This window comes from Armatimonadia bacterium, from assembly GCA_039679385.1.
Lineage (GTDB): Bacteria > Armatimonadota > Zipacnadia > Zipacnadales > JABUFB01 > JAJFTQ01.
The window spans coordinates 24,573-47,981 of the sequence record JBDKVB010000005.1; the positions used below are offsets into that span (position 1 = coordinate 24,573).

Genomic DNA, 23,409 nt, shown 5'->3' on the forward strand with positions numbered 1-23,409 from the left:
TGTGGCCCGGAGGAACGCCCATGCGCCCCACCAGGACCGTGCTGCTCGCCCTCAGCCTGCTTGTCGTCGTCCCGCTGGCCTCCTGCCAGCAGGTCGCCACTCCCAACCTGAAGTGCGTCTGGTCCGGCATGACTGTGACCGAGCTGCACGACAGCGACGGAACAGTTTTCGCCCAGGCCAAGGCACCCGCAACGCAGGTCGTACTCTCACGACTTGAGGGTGACCTGACGCTTGAGGCTGCGCAAGTCCCTGCCACAGTGGAGAGCCAGCCACCGCAGAGGACTTTCGCCAAACTCAGCGGCGCCGGGGAGGGCACTGCGCGCCTCAGTCTGGCACCGGATGCGGGCAGTGGTGACCTGATCGTGGAGCAGGAGGGGACCTCGGGTCCAGGGCTCCATGACATCTACTGGCGAGTTCAGGGCATTCCGCTGGACTACTCGATCATCATCCCGGGACGCAGTGGAATCCGTCTCGACCGCAACACCCCGGGCACCACGCAGAGCTTCACCTACCCGCAGAGCTGGGAAGCGCAGTTCGTCATCATCCAGGGGCGTGACCGCGGGTTCTGGATCTGGGCCGAGGATACGGAGGGGCAGTTCAAGAGCCTCACCGCCAACCGGCGTGCGACGGGCTGGGAGCTGGTCCTGGGAACCCAGAACCTGGCTCCCTTTGAGGACAAGTCGACGATCCGCAGCGTCCGCTGGCACCTGGGCACCTACCGCGGAGACTGGACGGTTCCGGCGAGTCGCTACCGCACCTGGGCAGCAGCCAACTTCGGGCTTGTCCCGCTGGCGCAGCAGCGTCCCGCCTGGGTCAAGGACGTGCGGGCGATGTTCATCTGCGGGATGGACCTCGAGACCTTGAGGGCGATCGCCGGTGTCTGCGACCCACGCCAGACGGTGCTCTACGTCCCCAGTTGGCGGCGGGACGGGTACGACATCAACTACCCCGACTACACTCCGCTTCCCGCACTGGAGCCCTTCCTCGCCGAGGCGCACCGGCTTGGCTTCCGGGTCATGCTGCATGTGAACTACTTCGGCTGTGACCTCAAGAACCCGCTCTACGAGACCTTCAAGCCCTACCACGTCCGCGACGCCTTCCGCAAAGAGTACCAGTGGTGGATTCCGCCCAGCCAGAAGAAGTGGACGGACCGCGAGCCCACGATCAAGTTCGCCTACATCAACCCGGCCTCGCGCGCCTGGCGCGAGCTGCTGGTTTCCCGACTGAAGAAGCTGTGCACCGACTACGACGTGGACGCGCTGCACCTGGACCAGACGCTGTGCATCTACAACGAGGCCGCCGGTCGCGTCGACGGCATGACGATGGTAGAGGGCAACCTGGCGCTTCACCGGGAACTACGCGAGGCGCTGCCTGAAGTCGCGCTCTCGGGTGAGGGGCTCAATGAGGTTACCTTCCGTATGGAGGCCTTCGCCCAGCGCCATGCCTGGGGAGTGAACCATTCCGAGGGGACCTGGAACCGCAGCCAGATCGACTGCGCGCACCCCATCTCGTCCTTCCTGTTTTGCCCGTACACCACCATCAACGGCTATCTGGGCATGACCTCGCCGAGCAATGAGCAGTACTACGCCGCATGGCGGCAGGCATACGTGAACTGGGGTGTGATCCCGACCTTCGCGCATGTCGGCCTGGCGCAACTGAAGGACCCCACGGGCTTCACTCGGCAGCTTCTGGGAGAGATCGCCTTCTTCCAGCGGGAGAAGGTTGACCCGGACCTGTACCGCGCCTGGAGGCCGGACACGCTGTTCCCGTATCGCACGGCCTCGGGGCAGCCGGTGGAGTACGTGCGCAAGGATGGTTTCGCGCTGATTGCGGGGAGTGGCCCTGCCTCACAGGTGGTGTCGCAGACGCTCACCGGCGTGAGTCAGGTGACGGGAGAGGGCAGCGTCAGTGGCTGGCCTGCGTACAATGCGCAGGGCATTTTCGGCCTGCACACAGACGCCTGGTATCCCTTTGAGCCGCAGACTTCGCGCGATCTGGCCGCCCCGCACCTCGACCGGGCACCCTCCTGGGTCACGGTGGATGGGGTCACTTCGGGGCCGGACATGCTTGCGGTACGGACCTCCGACGCACACCGAGTTGTGGCCTGGGTGGCCGACCTGCTCGGGACCGGGCGCAGCGGCTACACGGTCTTCGGCGGCGCCGGCGAGGAGCAAGAGGGTGAGCTGGCAGGCTCTGCGGCCGGAGCGCGGTTCACGGCGTCGTCCCGCGAACTGATCTCCTTGCACCCTCCCTGGAAGGGCGAGCGCAAGGACCCGGCTATCGGCACCGCAAGCGCAGACGGGACCGGGGAAGTGTACGCGGTGCTGCGCGTGACCTTGCCGGAGGATGGGGCCAGCCGATTCCTGAGCGGCGTGTGCCTGGAACCTGGTGCGCTGGGCGAAGGCAAGAGCGACGGGGTGACCTACATCGTCGAAGCGACCTCGGAGGGCAAGACGCTGCGCAGCCAGGTCCACACTGCGCAGGCAACCGCTGTGCCGCTGGAGCTTGATCTTGCGCCCTTCCGAGGCAAGGGGATCCAGCTAAGGCTTACCGTCGATCCGGGACCAGCACGAAACCCAAGCTTCGACTGGGCACGCTGGGAGAGCCCGAGGATCGAAGTGGACCGCACGAAGGCGGGTGACCTGGAGGTCGTCGCGCCACCGAGGCAGGACTGGGTCGCGGCTCTGTCCTCAAGCGGCACCGCCCAACTCAGTACCCTCGAGGCCACGCGGTATCTTGTCCGGGCGCCACTGCCGGGCTCGGTCTACCTGCTCAAGCGAAAGCCGCAGGCGGTGTCCCTGCCTTGCGATCTCACCGGCTGCAGCTTCAGCCTGCTGTTCCTGACGCAGGGAGGGCAGCAGCTCACGGCTCCTCAGTACGCAGCTGGTGCTGTCGGGGAGGCGTCGGTGCTCGGGCTGCAGCGTCGGGGCTTCACTGCGCATCCGCCCAACCGAGGACGCACGCTCATGGAGTTCCCGCTGCAGATGCCCCAGCGACCGGCTCTGTTCCGGGCTGAAGTCGGGCTCCGAGAGGGATCGCTCTCTGACGGCTGCCTCTTCGTGGTGGAGGTGTCGGGGAAGGAAGTCGCCAGGAAGCTGATCGTGCCTGGGCAGTGGGAGACCCTCGAAGCAGACCTGTCCCCGTGGGCGGGCAAGCCGGTGGTGCTCTCCGTGGTCACCGACTCGGACAAGGCCTATGACTTCGACTGGGCGATGTGGGGGAACCCGCGTCTGGAGCCAGAGCCAGAGCCCGCTGCCAACTAGCGCGCGGCGAGGGATTGCGGGAGGCTGAAGTTGGAGGGCGAACTGGTCGCTCCGAGCTTGAGGAAGGGTAGGTACTTCGTAGCGAAGTTCTCGTCGTAGTTGAAGACCACCCAGCCCTCGATGCCGAGAGACCGACAGAGGGTGATCTGGTCGAGGAGGCTCTGCGGGCCGCCGAAGGTCATCCCGTCGGCGTTGACGCCGATGCCCTGGCACAGCGGCACGCGCCCCTTCACCCAGCCGATCTGGCGACGAGTGTACATCTCGAAGCGCGAGAGCGAGGGCGTGTAGCTCATCGGGCAGACGAAGTCGACCAGCCCGCGGTCGATCCAGACCTTCCAGTCCTGGCCGAAGCCGTCCCTGTGGTCCTCCCAGTTGAGGAACACGGCGGCTGAGAAGGGGAGGTCGGGGCGTGCCGCACGCACGGCGCTGCGCACCTCCACGAGCAGGCTGGTGATCTGCTCACGTCGCCAGTCGAGCCAGCGCTCGCGGACCTCGCCCTTTCGCAGCACCTCCCTGGTCAGGTCGGCGACGGGCTTGCTCAGGGTCGCGAGGAAAGCCTTCCGGCAAAGGGGACACAGACAGCAATCCTCGTCCGGGTAGCGCAGGTAGTCGAGCTGCAGGCCGCTGACCGCGTACCTGCTGACGATCTCCGTCGCCAGGTTGACCAGAAGCTGCCGGTTCTGCGGGTTGGTGGGGCAGAGCCAACGTGTGGTCTTGCCTTTGGCGGTGATGGCGAATCGCCCGGCTGCCTGCAGCGACTGTCTGAAGGACTCCGGCGCGCACATCGCGTACAGGCCGAGAATGCGTGCGTGCACCGGCACCCCGTACTTGCTCCCGGCTGTCACGGCCTCCTGCAGCAGGTCGCGGTCCTCAACCCAGGGCACGTAACGGCTCGGGTACCAGGCAGCTCCCGCCGTCGCAATATAGGGGAACACCGCATTCAGGTTCGCCTCGCGCATGGTTCGGATCGCGGTGTCCCAGTCCGGCGGCGCCGCATAGGTGGCCCAGACCCCACGCAGTTCCCCGTTGACCGAAGGGTAGCTCATCCAGTAGGCGCGCTGCGCTTCCTCCCTGGCCTGTCCGCTGAGCCGGAGGGCCGAGGTGATGTCGCCCAGAGCCAGAGAGCGGCGAGAGAGTGCGAGGGTGTTGGTGGCCGTGCCGACCTGTGCTGCTGCACGCATAACGTCCTCGCCATCACGGGCGCGATCCACAAGACGGGCGCCCAACTCATCAAGGGAGGCGTAGCGGCCAAGAGGCCCAAGGTCGGCCGGTGTCGCGGGGAGGCACTCGCTCCACACCTGTGGGACGAAGTAACCGCAGAGCGCCCGCATCAGGGCGGCCTGCGAGGCCCGGTCGCCGCTGTCCGAGAGGGTTGCCGTGATGAAGGCACCGCCGGCACCGACCACCACGGCCGGTTTCCCGGTGTCCTGACCCTTCGCGGAACGCCAGGTGGCGACAACCTGAGAGGAAGGCGCTGCACTCGCAGAGCGGATTTGTGAGGTGGGTGATACGACGGTAGAGGGGAGACCGGGGAGCCAGGTTGCCGAGGCCACGACGTGTGCATAGGTGCCCTCGGAGCCGGACAGGTAGTCACCGGCTCGTACGGGCAGCGCTTTGAGCAGCTCCGGCGGAGCGACCAGGCAGCAGATGACCTTGCCGCCCGAGCGCAGGAACTCGAGCAGCTTCGTCAACTCCCCCGGTGAGACCGCGCGGTTGTAGGGGAGAAGGCAGACCCGGGCGCCGGGCAGGCCTTCCTTCTCGACCAGCGAGTCACGGCTAAGGCGGTAGCCGATGTGCGCCCGGTCAAGGGCCGCCTGCATGGTGCGTGCGGCAGACTCGGCCCGAGGACGCATCGCCTCGCCGCCTTGCCCGAGGAAGTCGCCCTCAACAACCACCACAGGAGCGGAGCCCACGGCAGCGCAACTGCCAAAGGGCAGTGCCAGAGCAAGCGCCATCCCCCAGACAGGCGTTAGGGCACGGAAGAGGGTCTGCAGGAAGTTACCTCGGGGATCAGCGCCACTCCCCCGAAGCGCGACGGCCAAAGCTACTCCCCCTTGGTCTCGGCTGCCTCCGGGTCGGCCTCTGCGGCAGTCTTCTCGCGCTCCTTGCGTGTCTTCGCGAGGTGCTCATCCACCTTATCCTGGGCACGCTTGAACTGCACCTCACACAGCTTCGTGTACAGGCCGCCTGCGGTCGCCAGTTCGGCGTGAGTACCGCGCTCCACGATCTGGCCGCGGTCGAGCACCAGTATCTGGTCTGCGTTGGTGACCGTCGATAGACGGTGGGCGATGATAAAGGTGGTGCGGTTCTTCATCAACTTCTCGAGGGCGTCCTGAATCAGGACCTCGGACTCCGAGTCCAGATTCGAGGTCGCCTCGTCAAGGATCAGGATCCGTGGGTTGCGCAGCAGCGCACGGGCGATGGCGATGCGCTGGCGTTGCCCGCCTGAGAGACGGGTGCCGCGTTCGCCGACGACGGTCTCATAGCCGTCGGGAAACTCCATGATGAAGTCGTGGCAGTTCGCGGCGATGGAGGCCTGAACGACCTGTTCATCAGTCGCCTCGGGGCGACCGTACTTGATGTTCTCACGCAGGGTGCCCTGGAACAGGAAGTTCTCCTGCAGGACCATCCCGATGTTCCGACGTAGCGTGCTCTGCAGAACATCCCTGAGGTCGTGACCGTCCAGGACGACCTTCCCGTCCGTGGGGTCATAGAAACGGGGAACCAGATGGACCAGGGTGGTCTTGCCGCTGCCGCTGGGACCGACGAGAGCCGTCACGGTCCCGGGCTCAGCCACTATGTTGACGTCCTCCAGCACGACCTCGCCGGGCTCGTAGTAGAAGCCCACATGCTGGAACTCCACATGGCCCTCGACTTCCTCCAGTCGCACCGGCTTCGTCTCCGGGTCCTGGACATCCGGCATGGTATCGAGGGTCTCAAAGATGCGCTCGACGGCAGCCATGACCCAGTTGATGGTGTCGTTGATCGTGACCAGGGCGATGACGGGTCCGTAGAGCATCGTCTGATAGGAGCGGAAGGCGACCATCTCGCCGATGGTCATCTTGTTCTGGATCACGTACATGCCGGCAACGAAGAGAACGCCGACGTTGGCGGCCTGCGTGAGCAGACCGGCGTTGCGGCCGAGGATGGTCCGCAGCCGTCCGGTACGCATGTTCAGGTGGATGCTCTCGCGCAACTCACGGACAAAGCGCCGGGCCTCGAAGTGCTCCCGTGCGAAAGCCTTGATGACGCGGATCCCGGCGATCGACTCGGACAGCGTCGAGTAGACCTCCGAGAACTGGTCGCGGGACTCGGCTGCTGCCTGGCGGATGCGGTTCTGCATGAACAGGAAGTTGATGACATACAGGGGAAGCACACCGAGCGCCAGAGCCGGCAAGACCCACGAGTGCATACGGAAGCTGTAGTAGAGGACGATTCCGACGACGACCAGAAGGGTGACAATGTTGGTGAGCATGTCCACGATGCCGTTACTGAGCACCGACTGGACCGCGTCGACGTCATAGAGGACCCGCGACATGATCCGGCCGCTGGAGTTGCGTTCGAAGTAGCGCATCGACAGTCGCTGAATATGTCGGAACAGGCGCGAGCGAATGTCAAAGACGATGCGGTTCCCAACATACAGCAGGATCATCGAGCGAGTGAAGCCAATCACTGCACCGAGAACTGCGAGGCTGATGAGAATCCCGGTAACCATGTACACGTACCGGGTGGCGCGCTCGACGTCGAGGGTCCTCTCGGCGTCGGGCTTTAGGTTCCACTCACCGACATTGAGTGGGCGCAGTTGGTCGATGAGCTTACCGCTGATCGCAGGCATGGGCATCGACAGAGCCGTGGTGATGAACACCATCAGGATGGCGGTGATCAGCGGGAACCGATAGGGCTTGGCAAACCCTAGAAATCGCCAGAAAAGTGACATGATCGCAACCTCAGGCCGCCGGAGGTCAGGCGGCGTTGTGAGAGTGGCACGGATTATACCGCACCTATCTCGGCACGTAAACCACCGCACGTGAGGGAAAGCGCCGGAGGAGACAGGCGACCATTGACTTAGGAGGTCTGTTTGTGATACAGTTTCTCCACGGGAAGCCAGTTCCCGTGGAGAAGTGTGACACGGCTCAAGGGAATCCCCCTTGAGCCTTTTTTTGTGGGCGGATACCGATGTACTCCGCCTGGAAGGAGTTACGCAGCATGTCTGTCAAGGTGGTCGTGGGTGCGCAGTGGGGTGATGAGGGCAAGGGGAAGATCACGGACATCCTGGCCGAGGGTGCGGACGTCGTCGTGCGCTACCAGGGCGGGAGCAACGCTGGTCATACGGTGGTGGCCGGCGGAGAGGAGTTCAAGCTGCACCTGATCCCGTCTGGGATTCTGCGTGACAAGGTGATCTCGGTCATGGGGGACGGCACCGTCATCGACCCGTCGTCCCTGGTGCAGGAGATCGAGGGGCTTCAGGCGCGCGGCATCTCCTGCAATAACCTGCGGATCAGCGGCTGCGCCCATGTCATCATGCCCTACCACCGCCTGCTCGATGGGCTGGAGGAGGAGTCACGCGGCGTCGGTGGCATCGGTACCACACGTCGGGGAATCGGCCCGGCCTACACGGACAAGACCGCACGTATGCCCAGGCCGATTCGCATGTGGGACATGCTTTCCGCTGAGGTTCTGCGCGAACGAATCACGGCGCAGCTCGCGCAGAAGAACGTGCTGCTGCAGAGCCTGTACAACCAGGCTTCGCTCACGGTGGACGAAGTCTTCGAGGAAGTCTGGGGACCTGCGCAGAGGATCCACCAGTACATCACGGACACTCGGATGATCCTCTTCGAGCAATTTGAAGCCGGGGCCAACATTCTCTTCGAGGGTGCTCAGGGGACCTTCCTGGACCTGGACTACGGGACCTTTCCCTTTGTCACGTCGTCTCATCCGGTCTCCGGCGGCGCCTGCCTGGGCACCGGAATCGGGCCGACGCAGATTCAGGACGTCTACATGGTCGCCAAGGCCTACACCACGCGCGTCGGGGCCGGCGCTTTCCCGACCGAGGACAAGGGCAAAGACGGCAACGAGATCCGTGAGCGCGGGCACGAGTATGGCACCACGACAGGTCGCCCGCGACGCTGCGGATGGCTCGACCTTGTGGTGCTCAAGACCAGTGCGCGAATCAACAGCGCCACGGGAATCGCCCTGACGCTCCTGGACGTGCTGGATGCCTTCGAGAAGCTGCCGGTGTGTGTGGCCTACGAGGTCGACGGCAAGCGCTATGACATGGTGCCCAGCGATGTGGACCTGCTGGAGCGCGTGACGCCCGTCTACGAGGAAAGGCCCGGCTGGGGTCAGAACATCTGCGAATGCGAGACCTACGATGCCCTCCCGGCGGCGGCGCGCGAGTACGTGGAGTACATCGAGAAGTTCACCGGCGTGCCGGTGAAGCTGATCGGAGTGGGGAAGGGACGCGAGCAGACAATCCTGCGATAGAAGACGCTCACACCGGGAGGCAGGCTGCGAAGCCTGCCTCCTTTTGTATTCTGGTTCCCCCGCGTGGGGCAGAGCGCATGAGGTAATCCGATGAACCTGAACCCAGTTGAGCTCAGTCGCGCCCTAACCGCCCTGGACGCCCGCTACGACCCCGCAGAGAGGATGCTTCGCGAGCCTTTCAGTTCGCCGGGCTACCACACAGCGTACCGCGGTGACTTCACTCACCCGACGCGCTCGGCGATCGAATACGCGCAACTGCTGTTCGATTCAGAAGAGGACGACCGCCTGCCGACGGCGCTGGCGGTTCTCGACCGCATCCTCACACTCCAGGACACAGACCCCTCGCACAAGACCTATGGCATCTGGTCGTGGTTCCTCGAGGAGCCCCTGGAGAAGATGTCGCCGCCGGACTGGAACTGGGCCGACTTCGTCGGAACGCACCTCATCCAGATCGCCCGAGAGCACAGGTCGCGGATCCCCGAAGACCTGGCGAGGGCACTGGACGCCGGCTGCCTGCACGCCGCACGATCGATCATGCGGCGAGACGTCGGTCCCGGCTACACGAACATCGCGCTGATGGGTACGCACGTGACCTACACCGTCGGAGAGTTCTACCACGACGAGGAGGTCCTCCAGTACGCCCGCGGGCGACTGGAGAAAGTCTACGAGTTCCACCACGAGCAAGGCGCGTTCTCGGAGTACAACAGTCCGACCTACACCGCGCTGGCCGTCAAGATCCTGGCGCGAATGCTGCGCGACTTCGCCGATCCGCAAGCCCTGGAGAGAGTCCAGTACCTGTATGACCTGGCCTGGTCGGACGTGGCGGGGCACTACCACCCGCCAACAGGTCAGTGGGCCGGGCCGCACTCGCGCTGCTACTCGACGCTGCTTGGGCTTGGCGGCAGGGCCTTCTTCCAGCGGGCTACCGGCGGCAAGGTGCGATTCTGCGAGGATGCCGACCTGCCGCCTGACGCCGAGGCCTACCGGCTGCAGTGGCCCTGCCCGGAGCGCTTTGTGCCGCAACTGCTGTCGGTTTCCGAGCCGCGACGTCTGAGCCAGGTCTACCACAAGGGCGATGCCCCGGTGATCGGGCGCACCTACATGGATGCGCAGGTCGCGCTGGGAGCTGTGAATCGGGGGACCTTCTGGAACCAGCAGCGGGCGCTCGTGGCCTACTGGGGCACCGTCGAGGCACCGCAGGCACTGCAGGTGCGGCTGCTGCACGACGGGTACGACTTCGCCTCCGGAAGGCTGTTCACCAGGCTTGCCGGGCCACGGGTTGTGGCTATCGCCTCCCTCGCGACGGACCAGGGGGATACGCACCCGAGCCTCGATCCGGTGAAGGAGGGGACCATCGAGGCGGAGGACCTGCGGCTGCGGTTCGAGCTCCAGAACCTGCCCGAGGGAACGGAAGCACCCACCGAATTCGCCCTGGGCAAGCCGGTGTTCGTGCAGGCAGGGAACGCAACTGTGTCGCTGCAAATCGCAGGAGCGCAGTTCGGTGACGCCACGCCGACCCTGGAGACGTCTCGGCAGGACAACAGCCTTTGGTTGGACGTGGTCCTCTACCACGGAGCCCGCCAGGCCATCGACCTGAAGGCGCTGGGCAAGTGCTTCGTGGTATTTGGGCTCACGGTCAGTGGTTCGGGCGACGATGCCGGTGTCGCGCAGGTCACCTGTGAGGTCGAGGGCGACCGGGTGAAGGCCGGCTGGTCGACGTCCGAAGGTGATCTAGCGCTGTCGGCACTCGCTCAGCCGGGACCCGGCCGAGAGGTCATTCCCGGGGCACGTGGCATCGACGAGGCCTAGAGCGTGCCCTCATAGATGCTCTCGTCGCCTGCGTAGGGATCGTGCAGCGTGATGCCCTGCGGGGTGAAGCCCGCCGTGACGACCGGCGGCTTGCCGGTGTCCCAGTAGCTCGCGTTCCGGGCCATCACCTGCCGTGCGGCATGGATGATGGCCGTCGGGATGCGCAGGGACCGCGCGTCCGGATAGGTGCCCGCAAGGTCGTGTGCATGTGCCCCGCTGGCGACGCAGCGGGCGACCTTCTCCATGCAGTCCACGAGGCTGTCCTTGCCATACCCCGTGCAGCCGAGTGAGCCGTCAGGCCGCGGCACCCAGCGGAAGAAGTGGGTGTTTGAGGTCCGCGAGCCTTTCCCCTCGATCCAGTAGCGCAGCCCCCGGTACTGCGAATCCGACTCGATCTTGCCCAGGCCACCCACGAAGTGACTCTCCTGATTGACCGGTCCCTCGAAATCCGCGGGAGTGAGCCAGGTGTTCTCGTAGCTGACCGCCATGCCGTTCGTGTGGGTGACCAGCACCTGGGTGGCGTCGAAGGCGTTCTTGCCGAACTCGCTGCGGAGGCGCTGCTTCTCACCGACGGCAAAAAGGCTGAGGGGCTGCAGCTTGAGGTAGTGGCAGAACAGGTCGACCCAGTGGACGCCGACGTAGGTGAAGGGGTCGCTTTGCTCCACCCATTTGAAGATCTGCGTGGAGACCTCCAGTGGCTCCTCCAGGACGCCTCGGGCGTGGATCGGCAGGCCCATCTGCGGAGACAGCTCACGGAAAATCTTCAGGTGGTCGGGGTCGTAGCGCTTGTGCATGTCGACGCCGACGATCAGGTCGCGTTCAGCCGCGAGCCGGAGGATCTCGTCGGCTTCGCGCAGGTCCAGGCACAGGGGCTTCTCGGCGATGACGTGCACGCCGGCCTTCAGCGCACAGAGAATCGGAGCAGTGTGCAGGTGGTCGGGTGTCGCTACCACGAGTACATCCAGATCGGGGTGATCGGCGACGATGGCCTCCCAGGGCGCTTCGCCCCAGTAGGGCTTCGGGGCATACCCGGTGTGCTGCTCGTTGAGGGCGCAGCCGCGGCGGGCCGACTGCTCTGAGCGCGTACCGATCGCAACCATCTGCAGCTTCAGACCGGCGTAGTCAGCGGCGCGCAGGTCGAGGCCGATCCGGTCGAGGTGCGGCGAGAGCCCCGAACGCTGCAGGTCCCACATCGTCCCGGCCACCACATCGCTACCAAACATGCCATACCCAACCTGTGCGATCTGAAGGGTGTTATCGCGCATCGGGGAGCACCTCAGCTCTTGCGTAGTTGATCGGGCGCCTGCGGGGCACCGGTCATCTGGTCTCGGTCCGCTGCTCGCACCAGCGCAGGAAGTCGTCGACTTCGGTGATGCCGCACTCCAGCACGGCCTCGTAGATATCTATGGAAAGGATGGTCCTGCGGTACTGGGGCCCGTCGCAGATGGCCTCTTTGATCGCGAGTATCCTCGCCCGTTTGTCCTCCGTCAGAAGCCGCTGCCAGACCTCATTCCTATCGGTGGGGAACTCCTCACGGAAGGCTGTCCACAGGTCGAGCTTCCAGACCAGCTCTCGCCAGAAGACGCGAGCGCCGATATAGATGCCGCGCGGAAGTGACGGCGAGGGGTGCTCGGTGAAGTCCTCGACTGTCAATCGATAGCAGGACCCGGTCTTGGCCAGGAGCGTAGCGAACTGCCAGTTCTCCTCCCACTCGGGCCGGGCATAGCGGTGGTAGTCGAGATCGCGCCAGGTCATCGTGTGCATCGCATAGCTGCCGACAGGCTGGTAGCCGGCCTCGGCAAGAAGGGCACCGAGGCCGGTCTCCGACAGCATCTGGTCGCCCTCGGCCCTCAGGGCAGCGTCGAGAGCAAAGAGGCGCCTGGTCTCGCAGTCCATCCTGTCTCCTTCATCGAGGCACCCTAGGCAGCCTCAACAGTGAGGCTACCCGTTCAGTCGCTGCAGCATCTCGCGACCTCGTGCGGCCGTATCGTCCTTCTTCGTCAGGTCCTCGGCCCAGGTTCGCAGGCGGCCCTCCAACTCCGCAGCTTCGGCGGTCTGGCCCAGTTCGCGCAAGGCCAGCAGCTTCCACCAGTCCGCTTCGCCAAGCTGGTCGTGCCGCTCGGCTGCCGCAGCCTGAAGGTAGGTCTGACGCTGCTCGGCGTCTTTGAGCAGGCCTGCCTGCTCGGCGGCCAACCACAGGACTTTCGCCTCATGAGGACGAGAGGGCTTGCCGACGCCAAGGTTCAGCGGGTAGGTGAGAGCAGTCTTCAGGTCCTCCAGGGCACCGGCGTGATCGCCGGCCTCCGAACGCTCACGGGCTCGCCCGGTCAGGCAGTCCACCCAGAGGCCGTGCATGTGCCGCGCACCCTCCCAGGGGAAGAAGTGGTGCGCCTTGAGGATCTCCAGCGCCCGCTCCCACTTCCCGGTGCGGGTGAGTAGCTCCGCGATCCGCGCGGCGACCTGCCACTTGCTCTGCACCGACTCGGGGGCCGATAGCATGAGTGATAGCTCGGCGTCAGTGGCACCCGCGGCGTCCTGGCTGAAGCCCTCTGGAAGGCTCTTGTGGTGTCGCTCGTACAGGTCGGTGAGGTCCATATAGTAGTGGTAGTCGCCGGCCTCGCAGGCGATGGCGTCTCGGTAGTGCTGCGCCGCCTCGACGGGGTTTCTCTCCCACTGCAGGCAGCCGACGCCAAGGTTACGGTGCAGCACTGCAAAGGACTGGTCGAGGGAGAGTGCCTCGCGCCACTGCTGCATAGCCTCGTCAGTGCGGTCGAGGAAGGCCAGGACGTTACCGAGCAGATAGCGGGCCTTCCAGTCGGTGGGATCGTCGGCCACGGCGGCCTCGAGGGCCTCGAGCTCTTCGACGCGACTCGGGAAGCAGAAGTCGAGCGGGCACTGGCGGGCCCTCTCGAGCGCCGCCTTGACCTGCTGCCTGCGGCCATTCTGGCGGTTGAAGTGTGCAGACAGGTAGTGGACCATCGGGTAGTCGGCGGCAGCAGGGCAGTGCGCCTCGGCTAGACGCAGCAGATCGAGGCCGGTACCCTCATCCAGGAAGAGCGCTTCCTCGATCCACAGGGCCACGTCACCGCGTGCCCAGCGGGCGAAGTCTGCGCGGTCCAGTTCCTGCCCCCTTTCCCTGTGTCTCAGATAGGAATGGAGGCCAAAGAGACGCAGCTTCCACCAGTCGTCGGTGGTGCCACCGAGGATTGCCGCAGCTAGCGGCTCGGATGCGAGCTCCACGGACAGCTCGGCGGTCCGCGTAACGACCTCATCGTGGCCACGTCGTCGGGCTTCGGTGAGGGCTCTGAAGGCGCCTTCGAAGTCCTTGCAGGCAGCGCGTGCCAGGGCCAGATAGTAGAGGATCTCGGGGTTATCGGCGTCGCGAGCAAGGGCCTCTTCGAGGTGTTCGCGAGCGCACTCGTACTCCGCCGCGCGGTAGTCGAGGATGCCGAGGCCGAGATGTGCCATGGAGTAACCGGCATCGCGACTCAGGGCCACCTCATACAGTCGCCGTGCCTCGCGGTGCTCGAGGCGCTTCATAGCGGTACCAGCCTTGACCGATAGCTGCTCAGCGCTGCACTCGGCTTCCGGCGTCTCAGGCGGGCGCTGGTCCTCACCGGTCTCGGCGACCTTCGGCTTCTTGGTGTAGGCCGGCGGGCAATGGTACTCGGCGAGGATTTCCCCTTCCTCGGTCATCACGGTCAGCTCGAACTCCGTCTTCTCGTCACACCCAAAGGGCATGGCGAGTTCGTGGCAGAGGGGCTTCTCAGGCGTCAACTCGGCGGTGGCTTGCCACGGGGTGCGCCCCTCAGCCTGGAGGGCTAGCCTGACCTTGCCCAGGGGCACCGAGACAAGCGCGCCGATCCGCAGGCGCTCGGCCTCGACCACGAGGTTCAGGATGATGTCCTCGTTGGCATAGACCCATCCGTCCATCCCGTTCTCCGGCATCCACCATTCGTCCCAGTTGAGCGAGCAATGAGGAGGGAGGAACTCCCAGATGGACTGCGTCGGGAACCGCCCGCTCTGAATCTCGCAGTACTGGCCGTCTTCGTCGGTGAGATGGTTGACCCACATCATCCCCTCGTCGCAGGTGCCCCAGGTGAAGAACTTGCGCCCGTAGACCTCCTCGTGCGAGGCGACGTTGACCATGCCGAAGTCTGAGTCCGTGTAGTGGCAGCCGAAGAAGTCCTCGGTGACGTCAAGGGTGAAGATGTCGCCCGCGGCGTGCCGGTTGCGATACCAGGACTGGTCGAGGCCCTCGGAGTTGACCGGGTAGTCGTAGATGCGGCCGCCGATCATGACCTTCCGCGCGGGGTACACAAGGTGCAGGTCGTTGGTTGCCGGCACCGCCGAGTTGTTCCAGAACCAGAACCGCTGCTTGTAGTCCATCGGGTTGTGCAGGGAGACCCGCTCATGGAGACGCCTTGCACCGGCCTCCAGCGACAGCTCGACGCACCACTCCATGCGGCTTACCCGGCATACGTTGCCCACGGCCAGCCAGACAGACCCATCACTGTCGTCCTGGCCCATCTCCCAACTCACCGGTGAGACCGTGGTGTAGGTGTGGCCCATGGGGAAGTTGAACTCGATGCCGCCGGAGACCCAGGCGCCCCGAGTCGCGACCAGGCCGTACTTGACCACATTGTTGCGGTAGAAGACCTCGCGCCCGCAGAGCTTGTCATGGAGCGAGTAGAGGTGTCCGCCCAACTCGGGCAAGACGATGGCATGGAGGTACTCGTTCTCCAGGTGCAGGGCTGTCCAGTCCTTCATCTCGGCCGGGCCCTCGAGCAGATCGTCCTGCATCGGATACGGGTACACCGAGTTCGAACGGTTGAGGCGCTGGATCGGTGGGTTCGGGTCCTCAGGGCCTAGGGGGTACGTCTTCAGGGCTAGCGTATCCTGCCAGCAACGCGCAGACATGGGTCACCTCAGATAGGTTGGGTTCGTAGCTATAACCCGGGGCTGCCATGCCCCGGGCTGGAAGTGCAGGGCCTCAGGCGCGCGGGTAGTGCGCCCCGTAGATCAGCGGCTTCGTGCGGATCGCCAGGTCTCCATCCTTGACGTAGTTCTCGCCCCGGATCGAGAGGGTCTCGACGAGGCGTTCGCGCCATCTTGCCAGCATCTGTGCCTGCGACGGATCCGAAGCGAGGTCGTGGAGCTCGCCGGGATCGCGCCGCAGATCGAACAACTGCTGCCGGCCGGTCGGCGCGAAGTAGACATACTTGTAGTGGCCGTCGGTGAGGGCGTGCCAGTCGTTCTCCGAGAAGTAGCAGCGTGCGTGCTCCAGGTCGAGATAGGGCCGCCAGTCCTCCGTCTCACCTCGCGTCAGGCCGAGGAGACTGCGACCGTCGAAGTCCTCCTGCGAGTAGCGTACTCCCGCCGCCTCCAAGAAGGTCGGCAGGACGTCGCGCAGCTCCACAACCTCGTCGCGCACCTGTCCAGCCACGTCCCCCGAGAGCCCCTCCGGACAGCGCATCAGCATCGATACCCGTGTCGAACCCTCGTAGGGGTAGGTCTTCCGCCACAGGTAGTGATCGCCGAGGTTGTCACCGTGGTCGCTGGTGGACAGGAGGAGCGTGTTCTCCAGCATCCCTCGCTTCTCAAGCGTCTCAAGGACGCGGCCGATCTGCTCGTCGATGAAGGTGACGTTGCCGTAGTAGCCCTGGCGTGAGCGCCGGACTTGCTCGGTCCCCAGATCGCCCCAGAAGGCGTCACTGCGCGGCTTCTCGCCACGGTGCGCATAGCCTTCGCACCAGTCGCCGTGGAGGGCCTCGGGCAGAGCGGCATCCTCGTACATCTTCATGAACCGCTCGGGCGCATCGTAGGGGCTGTGAGGGCGAGCAAAGGAGACCTTGGCGAAGAAGGGCGCATCGTCGTGGTAGGTCTCCAGGAAGCTGACGGCCTGGTCGCCCGTCCAGCGTGTCGGGTGCAGGTGCTCGGGCAGCTTGTAGGGCGCTGCCGCGTAGTCGTTCCAGCCGATTCCGGTGGCGTCGGGGTCCATACCCGGCGCGACCTGGTGGAACCACTGCCGGTAATCGCTGACGAAACCTGGTGACTCGACGCGGCCGGACTCGTCGAGCAGAACTTTGTGGAAGCCGTGCAGATTGCGCTGGGGATGGTAGTGCATCTTGCCGATCCCCAGGGCGTAGTACCCGGCCTCACGAAGCATCCGTGGCATCTCGTGCTCGTAGCGCAGGGCAACCTGGCCATAGCCCAGCATCCCGTGTCGCCAGGGGGAGAGGCCGGTCAGCAGTCCGGCACGAGCCGGGGTGCAAGAGGGCGTCGAGGTGTAGGCGTGGCAGAAGCGGACGCCCTCGTGCGCGATCCGGTCAAGGTGCGGAGTCTGGATGACCGGATTCCCATCGGCACCCAGGCAGTCGCCCCGGTGCTGATCGGTCATGAGAAGGAGGATGTTAGGGCGTCGCGAGCGGTCGGCCAAAGCAGGAGCACCTCGCCTTCCAAGGGCGGCGGCAGTGGCGCCGCCGGCAAGCATACTAAGGAAGCCACGCCGGGTAACGTCCTCAGGCATGATGGGCAACTCCGTTGCCGGAGTGTCGGACCAAGGCCTGGCAACCAAGCGTGGTTCTCCCTGCCCGACAGGAACACCTTCCTAGTGTTGGAAGGTAGCGACGAGACCAAGGGGGAAAGACAGACTTTTGCGGCGACTCGGCCGGGGCCGCTTACCCGGCACAGTGGGGCTATCCAGTCAGTCATGCGCACCGAGAAGCTTCCAGACGAGAAAAGACCCTCACCGGTTCGTGCTCTCCTCATCGGCACGGTGCTGGTGCCTGCCGGCGTGTTCTTCGGCGCCTACGCTTATCTGATCATCCAGGCGCTGACCTGGGCACAGACTTCGCTGCAGTTGGGCTCCGTGTTCACGCTGTTCATCGTCGCGGTTCTCAACGGCTTCGTCGGCCTTATCGCGAAACCTCTGAAGCTGCGCCAGGGCGAGCAGCTCCTCATCTACATCATGATGTGCCTGGCCGCCTGTCTCAGCGGCAACAGCTTCGTGCCCTTCCTGGTCAACACGATGGTCGCGGGCCGTTACTATGCGACTCCCGAGAACAAGTGGGCCGACTTCCACGACCTGCTGCCAAGCTTCTTCGGCCCGACGGATGACCGGGTGATCCGCTGGTACTACGAGGGCAGCGGGACGCTGTACAGTCCCGAGGTGCTCCGCGAGTGGGCTGTGCCCCTGGCCTACTGGGGTGCGATGATCGTCCTGCTGATGATGGGCGCGGTGTTCATCGCCAACCTCCTGGGCAAGCAGTGGGTCCACCGCGAGCGACTTACCTTCCCGCTGGTGCAACTGCCCCTGGAGATGACCTCGGAGGGCACGAGTACACATTTCTGGCGTAGCCGGTACATGTGGGCGGGGCTGCTCACGGCGGCGATCCTCGAGTCCATCGACTTCATCAACTACCTGTACCCGTCCGTCCCGACGGTGTGGCTGAAGGCTCGGCGAGTTGAGGCCTGGGCTTCGTCAACGCCCTGGAATGCCATGCGGCCCTTCTCGGTGGCGTTCTTCCCCTTCATGATCGGGATCGGGTTCCTGCTGACCCGCGACGCCTCCTTCAGTTGCTGGTTCTTCTACCTGTTTGGGAAGCTCGTGACGGTGGGGTGTGCAGCGGCCGGACTTCGGGGAGGCGGAGCGCAGAGCGGTCTGGCCCGGCTGCCCTTGATGCAAGAGCAAGGTGCGGGCGGACTGCTTGGGATCATGGCCGGGGCACTGTGGGTGGCAAAGGGATCGCTGCGCGAGGCCTGGCGGCGCAAGGAGCCTGACGAGACCGCCTTCATCCATCCGCGCTATGCCTTGTGGGGGTTCGTCGCGGTGATGGTGGCCCTGACGCTCATGGCCTCTGCGGCTGGGCTCACCCCGACCATCGGCGTGCTCTACTTCGGCCTGTACTTCCTCTTCGTAACCGCCATTGGCCGCGTCGTGGCTGAGACGGGAGCAGGCTGGACCATGGTCCAGCGTAACCGCGCCCACCAGCTCGTGATGGCCCTCCTGGGCGGCCGACGATTCACCGCCCAGGGGCTCACCAGCTTCATGGTCATGGACTGGCTCGACAACGACTATCGAGACACGCCCGTCGTCCACCTGCTATCCGCACTCAAGATGCGTCACGATACGGGCAAGATTCCCGCGGGGCAACTCCTGGCGGCGGTCAGCCTCACAACGGTCGTCGGGCTGATCTCGTCCTTCTGGACTTTCCTGCACATCTACTACTCCTACGGCGCCGCCACAGCCAAGGTTCGACCGTGGTTCACCGCCGTCGGGAGGCAGCCCTACCAACAGCTCGCCGACGCACTCAACTTCCCGCAGCCTCCCGACCTCTGGGGCCTGGCCGGGTCGGCGATCGGTTTCGTGGTGGTGCTCGTGCTGGGCCTGGCCCGGCAGATGATCCCCAACTTCATGCTGCACCCGGTGGGCTACGCCATCGCCAACACGGCCTCCATGGAGTACCTCTGGATGCCCTTCCTGATCGCCTGGGCGCTCAAGAGCGTTGTGCTGCGCTACGGCGGCATCAAGGTCTACCACCGCATGGTGCCCTTTGCGCTCGGAGCGATCCTTGGCGACCTCGTGGCCCCGGGACTGTGGGGCTTGTACGGGACCATCGTCGGCCGCCAGATGTATATGTTCTTCCCGCACTAGCCCGCTCACTTCGCTCCCAGGGCCTCCAGGCGCCGGGCGATCGCATCGCGCTGACTGATCACCACTGCCGGGTCCCGGGTGAAGGCGGTCAGGCTCTCGGTGACCGGCAGGCAGGCTTCCCGCGCCCTATCGACGCTTCCCGTCCGCTCCTGCAGCAGCCACAAGTACTCGTAGTCCTCGAGGCCATCGCGGATGTTCTCGAGGCGGAGAGAGCCATAGGGTCCTTCCTTGCCCGGGTACAGCAGGACACCGTCGCCGCTGAGAGTGTCGGTCCAGTCGCCCTTGCCGGTCCCCGTGGTGACTCCCCACTTCAGGCGCGGACCATCCTTCTCCGGGTCGATCAGGTAGTTGTTGTCTTTGTGGCTCCAGACGTTCAGACCCCAGTAGAGGAACCCGTCCATCTTCTGCTGATAGGCCTGCCACCAGATCACCCGTGACTCCACCAGCGGCTCTTCCGTCATCCAGTTGGCATAGGGGTACCGAGGTCCGCAGCAGATGTAGGACCACACCTGCAGCCCGGCGGCACGGCAGCGCTCGGCCTCGTCGAAGTGGTAGACGGAGGAGACCGGGCAGTTCCAATCGATGTTCAGGTCCTTCATGACCTGCGGGTCCTGAGGCACCTTCGCCGTGGTCAGGGTCGGGATGCCGTAGCGCTCCTTGATGAGGCCGAAGTACTCCTTCATGATCGGGTTGAACTCCGCCGGCCGCTCATCGAAGGTGTACACATAGGCCTTGTCGCCGAGGCCGCGTCGCTTCATCTCCGGCACGTAGCGGTCGAGGCGCTCGGTCAGGCTTGCCTTGAACTGCGGCGTGTAGAACTCCAGGGGGCTGTAGCAGACCCAGATGCGCTTGCCTCGCGGCTCCACCATATTGATGACATTGAAGGCGTTCAGGCCGCGCGGGTTGTAGTGGGTCAGGTCCTCCAGGTCGGGTGGATCGGTCCGCGAGATGTCGTCGGGGTTGAGGCGGTGCTGGAGGACGTAGTCTCCGTAGGCCTGACGCAGCTTTGGCGTGAGAGGCCCGTAGAGCTTCTCGAGGTAGCCGTCCATGAGCGCGAAAGAGGTCTTGAGGTGGGACTGGGTCGGGAGGTCGAAGCCGTAGACCCTGGCGCTGACCTCGGCCACTAGATCAGAGGAGCCGGGCACATGGATGCGTACCTGGCCCTGGTACTCGCCGCGCGGCGTACCGGGCGGTGCGTAGACGGTGAACCACAGGGACTGCGTGGTCGCCGCAGGCACGTCAAAGCGGCTGACCGGCAGCAGGGGATCGGGCCACCAACCCGGAGCAGCCTCGGTCGGCAGCTTGGGGTGCTGGAAGAGCTTCTTGATCTCCACGAAGCCGACCTGCTCCCAGGTGAGGTTCTTCGCCGGGATCACGCTTCCGTTCGGACCACGCAGGTCGCCGACGTCGACGGTACAGCCCTTGAGGTCCTGGTTGGGCGCTGTGCGGAGGGCCACCTGGAAGCTCTCGTACTCGTTCCCGGCCAGCGTGATATGGGTGCTCAGGGAGGGCGACTCCGGCGGCAAGGTGTTGATGAGCACGCGGTTAATGCTGCTCTCGGTCCAGGCGACATAGCCGCGTCCGGGTCCTGACTGCGTGCGGACGGGCAGCTCATGCTTGAGCTCCTCGCCGAGGAGCTCGTCCTTCGCCACCACCTGCACCCTCCAATCGCCGCCGGGGAGCAGTCGTGAGGAGGCGTCGGTTCCCGGCCAAGACATCTCGATGTTGCGGCCTGAGCCCTGGGTGCTGAAGACCGACTGACCGTCGCGCAGGACCGAGGCGGTCCACTTCGCGGGGAAGGTCAGCGCTGCGTTGTAGTCGATGCTGTTGCCGCCATAGAGGCTGGGGCGAACCCGCTCACCACTGAACTCGAAGGGGACCAGGGACAGTGAGACGTTGTCGAACCAGGCCTTACCCGAGCAGCGACGGAAGAGGAGGAAGAACTGGATCTTGGTTACGGGCTTGGTGACATCGAAGACGTAGGAGATCCTCTGCCAGTCGTGCGTGCCGTTGTCGAAGTGCCGCTGCTGCCCCCAGAGGTTGGTGCCGTCGGCATACCAGCAGTCCATGTACAGGCAGTAGTCAACGCCTTCGGCGCCCTCCGCCTTGCTCCAGCCACTGACGGCGAAGGGATGCTGCACCGGCGGGTCAAACACGACCTCCTGCATGGCGCCGTGGTACTCCGACGGGTCTCCCGACGGGCAGTAGAGGCAGGGACCGCCGTCGACTCCGCCGGTTGGGCTCAGCGAGTAGCCAAGACCGGCCTTCGACCATCCAGCCGATAGCGAACCGGCCGCCTGCTCGAAGCCGGGATTGCTCAGGAGGTTGACGCCTCGCTGGGGTGCGGCGACACAGCAGGCACAACTCAGGACCAGCAGGAGTGCGGCCAGACGATGCATGGTTGTTGCTCCTTGTGTGGCGGTCTGCAGCAAGCGAAGGACGCGAAGAGCTGTCGGCACAGAAGGTTAGCGGCTAACGACCTCGACCTTCGACCAGTAAGCGGCCTCCCAGGCCCACCCGGTGGGCTGGTTCACGAGTTCCACATGGATCGTCTTCCCGGCGAACTCGGAGAGGTCTACGCTCTTCGTCAGCCATCCCCGGTCGGTGGTGTCCTTGCCGACGATCTGGTCGAGCAGGACCTTGCCGTCAGCGCGGACGATCAGCTCCCAGTCGGCACGGGAATCATGGCCCACGACGATGTTGAGGAAGGTCTGCTTGCCCTCGGGAATCGTCAGGTCACGGGATAGCACGCTGCCCGTCGTCTGGTCGAGAGGATGCGTGACGAAGATGTCCTTGCGACCGCGGAAGTCGGAGAGCAGACCCGGCGCCCCCATGTCGAAGCCGCAGTTGCTCAGCTCCCAGCCGGGGGCCGTCTTGCTCAGACCCAGCGCCACCTCATCCGGGAAGCGGATCTGGGCTCTCTCTTCCGGCGTGAATCGGGTGCCGGCGATGGGGCCAGGCTCCCAGGACCGCTCCACGGGAAGCGGCTGAGGTGTCTGGACGGGGATCACGAAGACTCCCTCGCCGGTTGGGTCCTTCTCAACACGTCCGCCAGCCTGCACGACGGCTTCCCGTGCCACCTGCTCACACGCTGCAACCAGCCCCGGGAAGTTGTAGGCGGTGTAGCTGAACTTGCGCTCCAGGTTGAGCTTGTCGCGGAAGCCCGCCGGGAGCTTGTTGTAGCCGATTGTCGCAAAGAGCACTCCGGCCGCGCTGGAGGGGTTGCAGTCGGAGTCCATGCCACAGCGGCAGGCGATCGCCATGGTCTGCTCGGGGTCGCCCTTGCCATAGAGCAGCCCGATCAGCACGTAGGCCCCGTTCGTCTTGGCGTCGATGCCTGCCCCGGCATAGCGGTGGTAGTCGGGGTTCTTGACGTACTTGTCATTGACCCTGGTCCAGGTGGCCTCCCAGTTGTCGGGGTTCTCCTGGTACCAGGCAAGGACGTCGCGGACCATCTCGGCATACTGGCTCTCGGCGGGGATGCAGGCCAACCCGGCGGCGAGGAGGCGGTGAAGGTCGCTCTCGAAGAAGGCCTCGGCGTACAGACCGCCCATGAACATGCCGGCGTACAGACCATCACCGTAGTTGACGATGCGCCCGAACTTGTCACCCAGGGCGATGACCGTTTGCGGAAGACCAGGAGCCACGAGACCGGAGAAGTCGGACTCGATCTGGTAGTCGATGTCATCGGAGTTGCGGCTGAAGTGCGGGTGCCCCGAGTCTGGAGGCGCAATCCCGGCACGGAGGTTGTTGCGCCCGGCTCGGTTCGCACACCAGACTGCATACTCACTGTTGGCGAAGTCGATTCCGGCCTGTCTTGCGGAGACGCCCAGGCCAAACTCCTGCAGCGTTCGCAGGAAGGTCATCTCGACGTAGAGGTCGTCCTGTCCGAAGGCGCTGTTGATCAGGTTGTCCTTCCAGACCGGGGTCTGGTTGGCGGGGATGATGCTGCCCTGCCACTTGAACTCAGTAGGCGCCCCGAAGGAGACGCCCGCGATCTGGCCGATCCACCCGGCCTTCATGTGGTCCAGGTAGTCGGCCACGGGCAGGCGACGGTACTCGATCGCCGCCGGCGCCTCCTGCGACCAGGCGATCTGTGTCAGGCCCAGTGCAAGAAGAAGGGTAACGATTAGTCTGTGCATGGTGTCCTCCCAAGCTGCGCGATGCAAGGGCACGGCGACCGCTGACCTGAAGGGC

The 23,409-nt window shown here is 64.9% G+C and carries 12 protein-coding genes; 4 read left to right on the plus strand and 8 right to left on the minus strand.

The genetic code is table 11. The features are described from left to right. Positions 1-20: 20 nt before the first annotated feature. A complete protein-coding gene (locus ABFE16_00375; protein MEN6343726.1) occupies positions 21-3,263 on the plus strand; it encodes a DUF6259 domain-containing protein in 3,243 nt (1,080 codons plus the stop codon). On the opposite strand, the gene ABFE16_00380 is transcribed toward ABFE16_00375, so the two are convergent. Further along, the gene (locus ABFE16_00380) at positions 3,260-5,305 is read right to left on the minus strand and encodes a family 10 glycosylhydrolase (GenBank protein MEN6343727.1); all 2,046 of its coding nucleotides are present in this window, start codon (positions 5,303-5,305) and stop codon (positions 3,260-3,262) included. The genes ABFE16_00375 and ABFE16_00380 overlap by 4 nt on opposite strands. Before the next feature lie 2 nt (positions 5,306-5,307). Further along, positions 5,308-7,200, minus strand: a complete 1,893-nt coding sequence (locus ABFE16_00385; GenBank protein MEN6343728.1) for an ABC transporter ATP-binding protein — start codon at positions 7,198-7,200, stop codon at positions 5,308-5,310. Between the two features lie 269 nt (positions 7,201-7,469). Between ABFE16_00385 and ABFE16_00390 the strand changes: the two genes are divergently transcribed. Both ABFE16_00390 and ABFE16_00395 read left to right on the plus strand, forming a co-directional pair. Continuing rightward, complete coding sequence (locus tag ABFE16_00390; GenBank protein ID MEN6343729.1) at positions 7,470-8,747, plus strand: adenylosuccinate synthase; 1,278 nt, start codon at positions 7,470-7,472, stop codon at positions 8,745-8,747. 90 nt (positions 8,748-8,837) lie between these two features. After that, on the plus strand, positions 8,838-10,556 hold the full coding sequence (locus tag ABFE16_00395) for a hypothetical protein (protein MEN6343730.1): 1,719 nt from the start codon (positions 8,838-8,840) through the stop codon (positions 10,554-10,556). Here ABFE16_00395 and ABFE16_00400 read toward each other — a convergent pair. The 4 genes from ABFE16_00400 to ABFE16_00415 all read right to left on the minus strand — a co-directional run bounded on the left by ABFE16_00400 (position 10,553) and on the right by ABFE16_00415 (position 17,085). Further along, a complete protein-coding gene (locus tag ABFE16_00400; GenBank protein ID MEN6343731.1) occupies positions 10,553-11,821 on the minus strand; it encodes a Gfo/Idh/MocA family oxidoreductase in 1,269 nt (422 codons plus the stop codon). The genes ABFE16_00395 and ABFE16_00400 overlap by 4 nt on opposite strands. 52 nt (positions 11,822-11,873) lie before the next feature. Continuing rightward, positions 11,874-12,452, minus strand: coding sequence for a hypothetical protein (locus tag ABFE16_00405; protein MEN6343732.1), 579 nt, complete (start codon positions 12,450-12,452; stop codon positions 11,874-11,876). A gap of 45 nt (positions 12,453-12,497) precedes the next feature. Further along, on the minus strand, positions 12,498-15,476 hold the full coding sequence (locus ABFE16_00410; protein ID MEN6343733.1) for a DUF5107 domain-containing protein: 2,979 nt from the start codon (positions 15,474-15,476) through the stop codon (positions 12,498-12,500). 73 nt (positions 15,477-15,549) lie between these two features. After that, complete coding sequence (locus ABFE16_00415) at positions 15,550-17,085, minus strand: arylsulfatase (protein ID MEN6343734.1); 1,536 nt, start codon at positions 17,083-17,085, stop codon at positions 15,550-15,552. Between the two features lie 183 nt (positions 17,086-17,268). Between ABFE16_00415 and ABFE16_00420 the strand changes: the two genes are divergently transcribed. Continuing rightward, positions 17,269-19,212, plus strand: a complete 1,944-nt coding sequence (locus tag ABFE16_00420) for a DUF6785 family protein (GenBank protein ID MEN6343735.1) — start codon at positions 17,269-17,271, stop codon at positions 19,210-19,212. Between the two features lie 5 nt (positions 19,213-19,217). Here the strand turns inward: ABFE16_00420 and ABFE16_00425 are convergent, their stop codons facing one another. Continuing rightward, positions 19,218-21,611 (minus strand): glycoside hydrolase domain-containing protein, encoded by a 2,394-nt coding sequence (locus ABFE16_00425; GenBank protein ID MEN6343736.1) that lies wholly within the window; start codon positions 21,609-21,611, stop codon positions 19,218-19,220. A 66-nt stretch (positions 21,612-21,677) separates the two neighbouring features. Further along, the gene (locus ABFE16_00430) at positions 21,678-23,354 is read right to left on the minus strand and encodes an ADP-ribosylglycohydrolase family protein (GenBank protein MEN6343737.1); all 1,677 of its coding nucleotides are present in this window, start codon (positions 23,352-23,354) and stop codon (positions 21,678-21,680) included. Between the last annotated feature and the right edge of the window lie 55 nt (positions 23,355-23,409).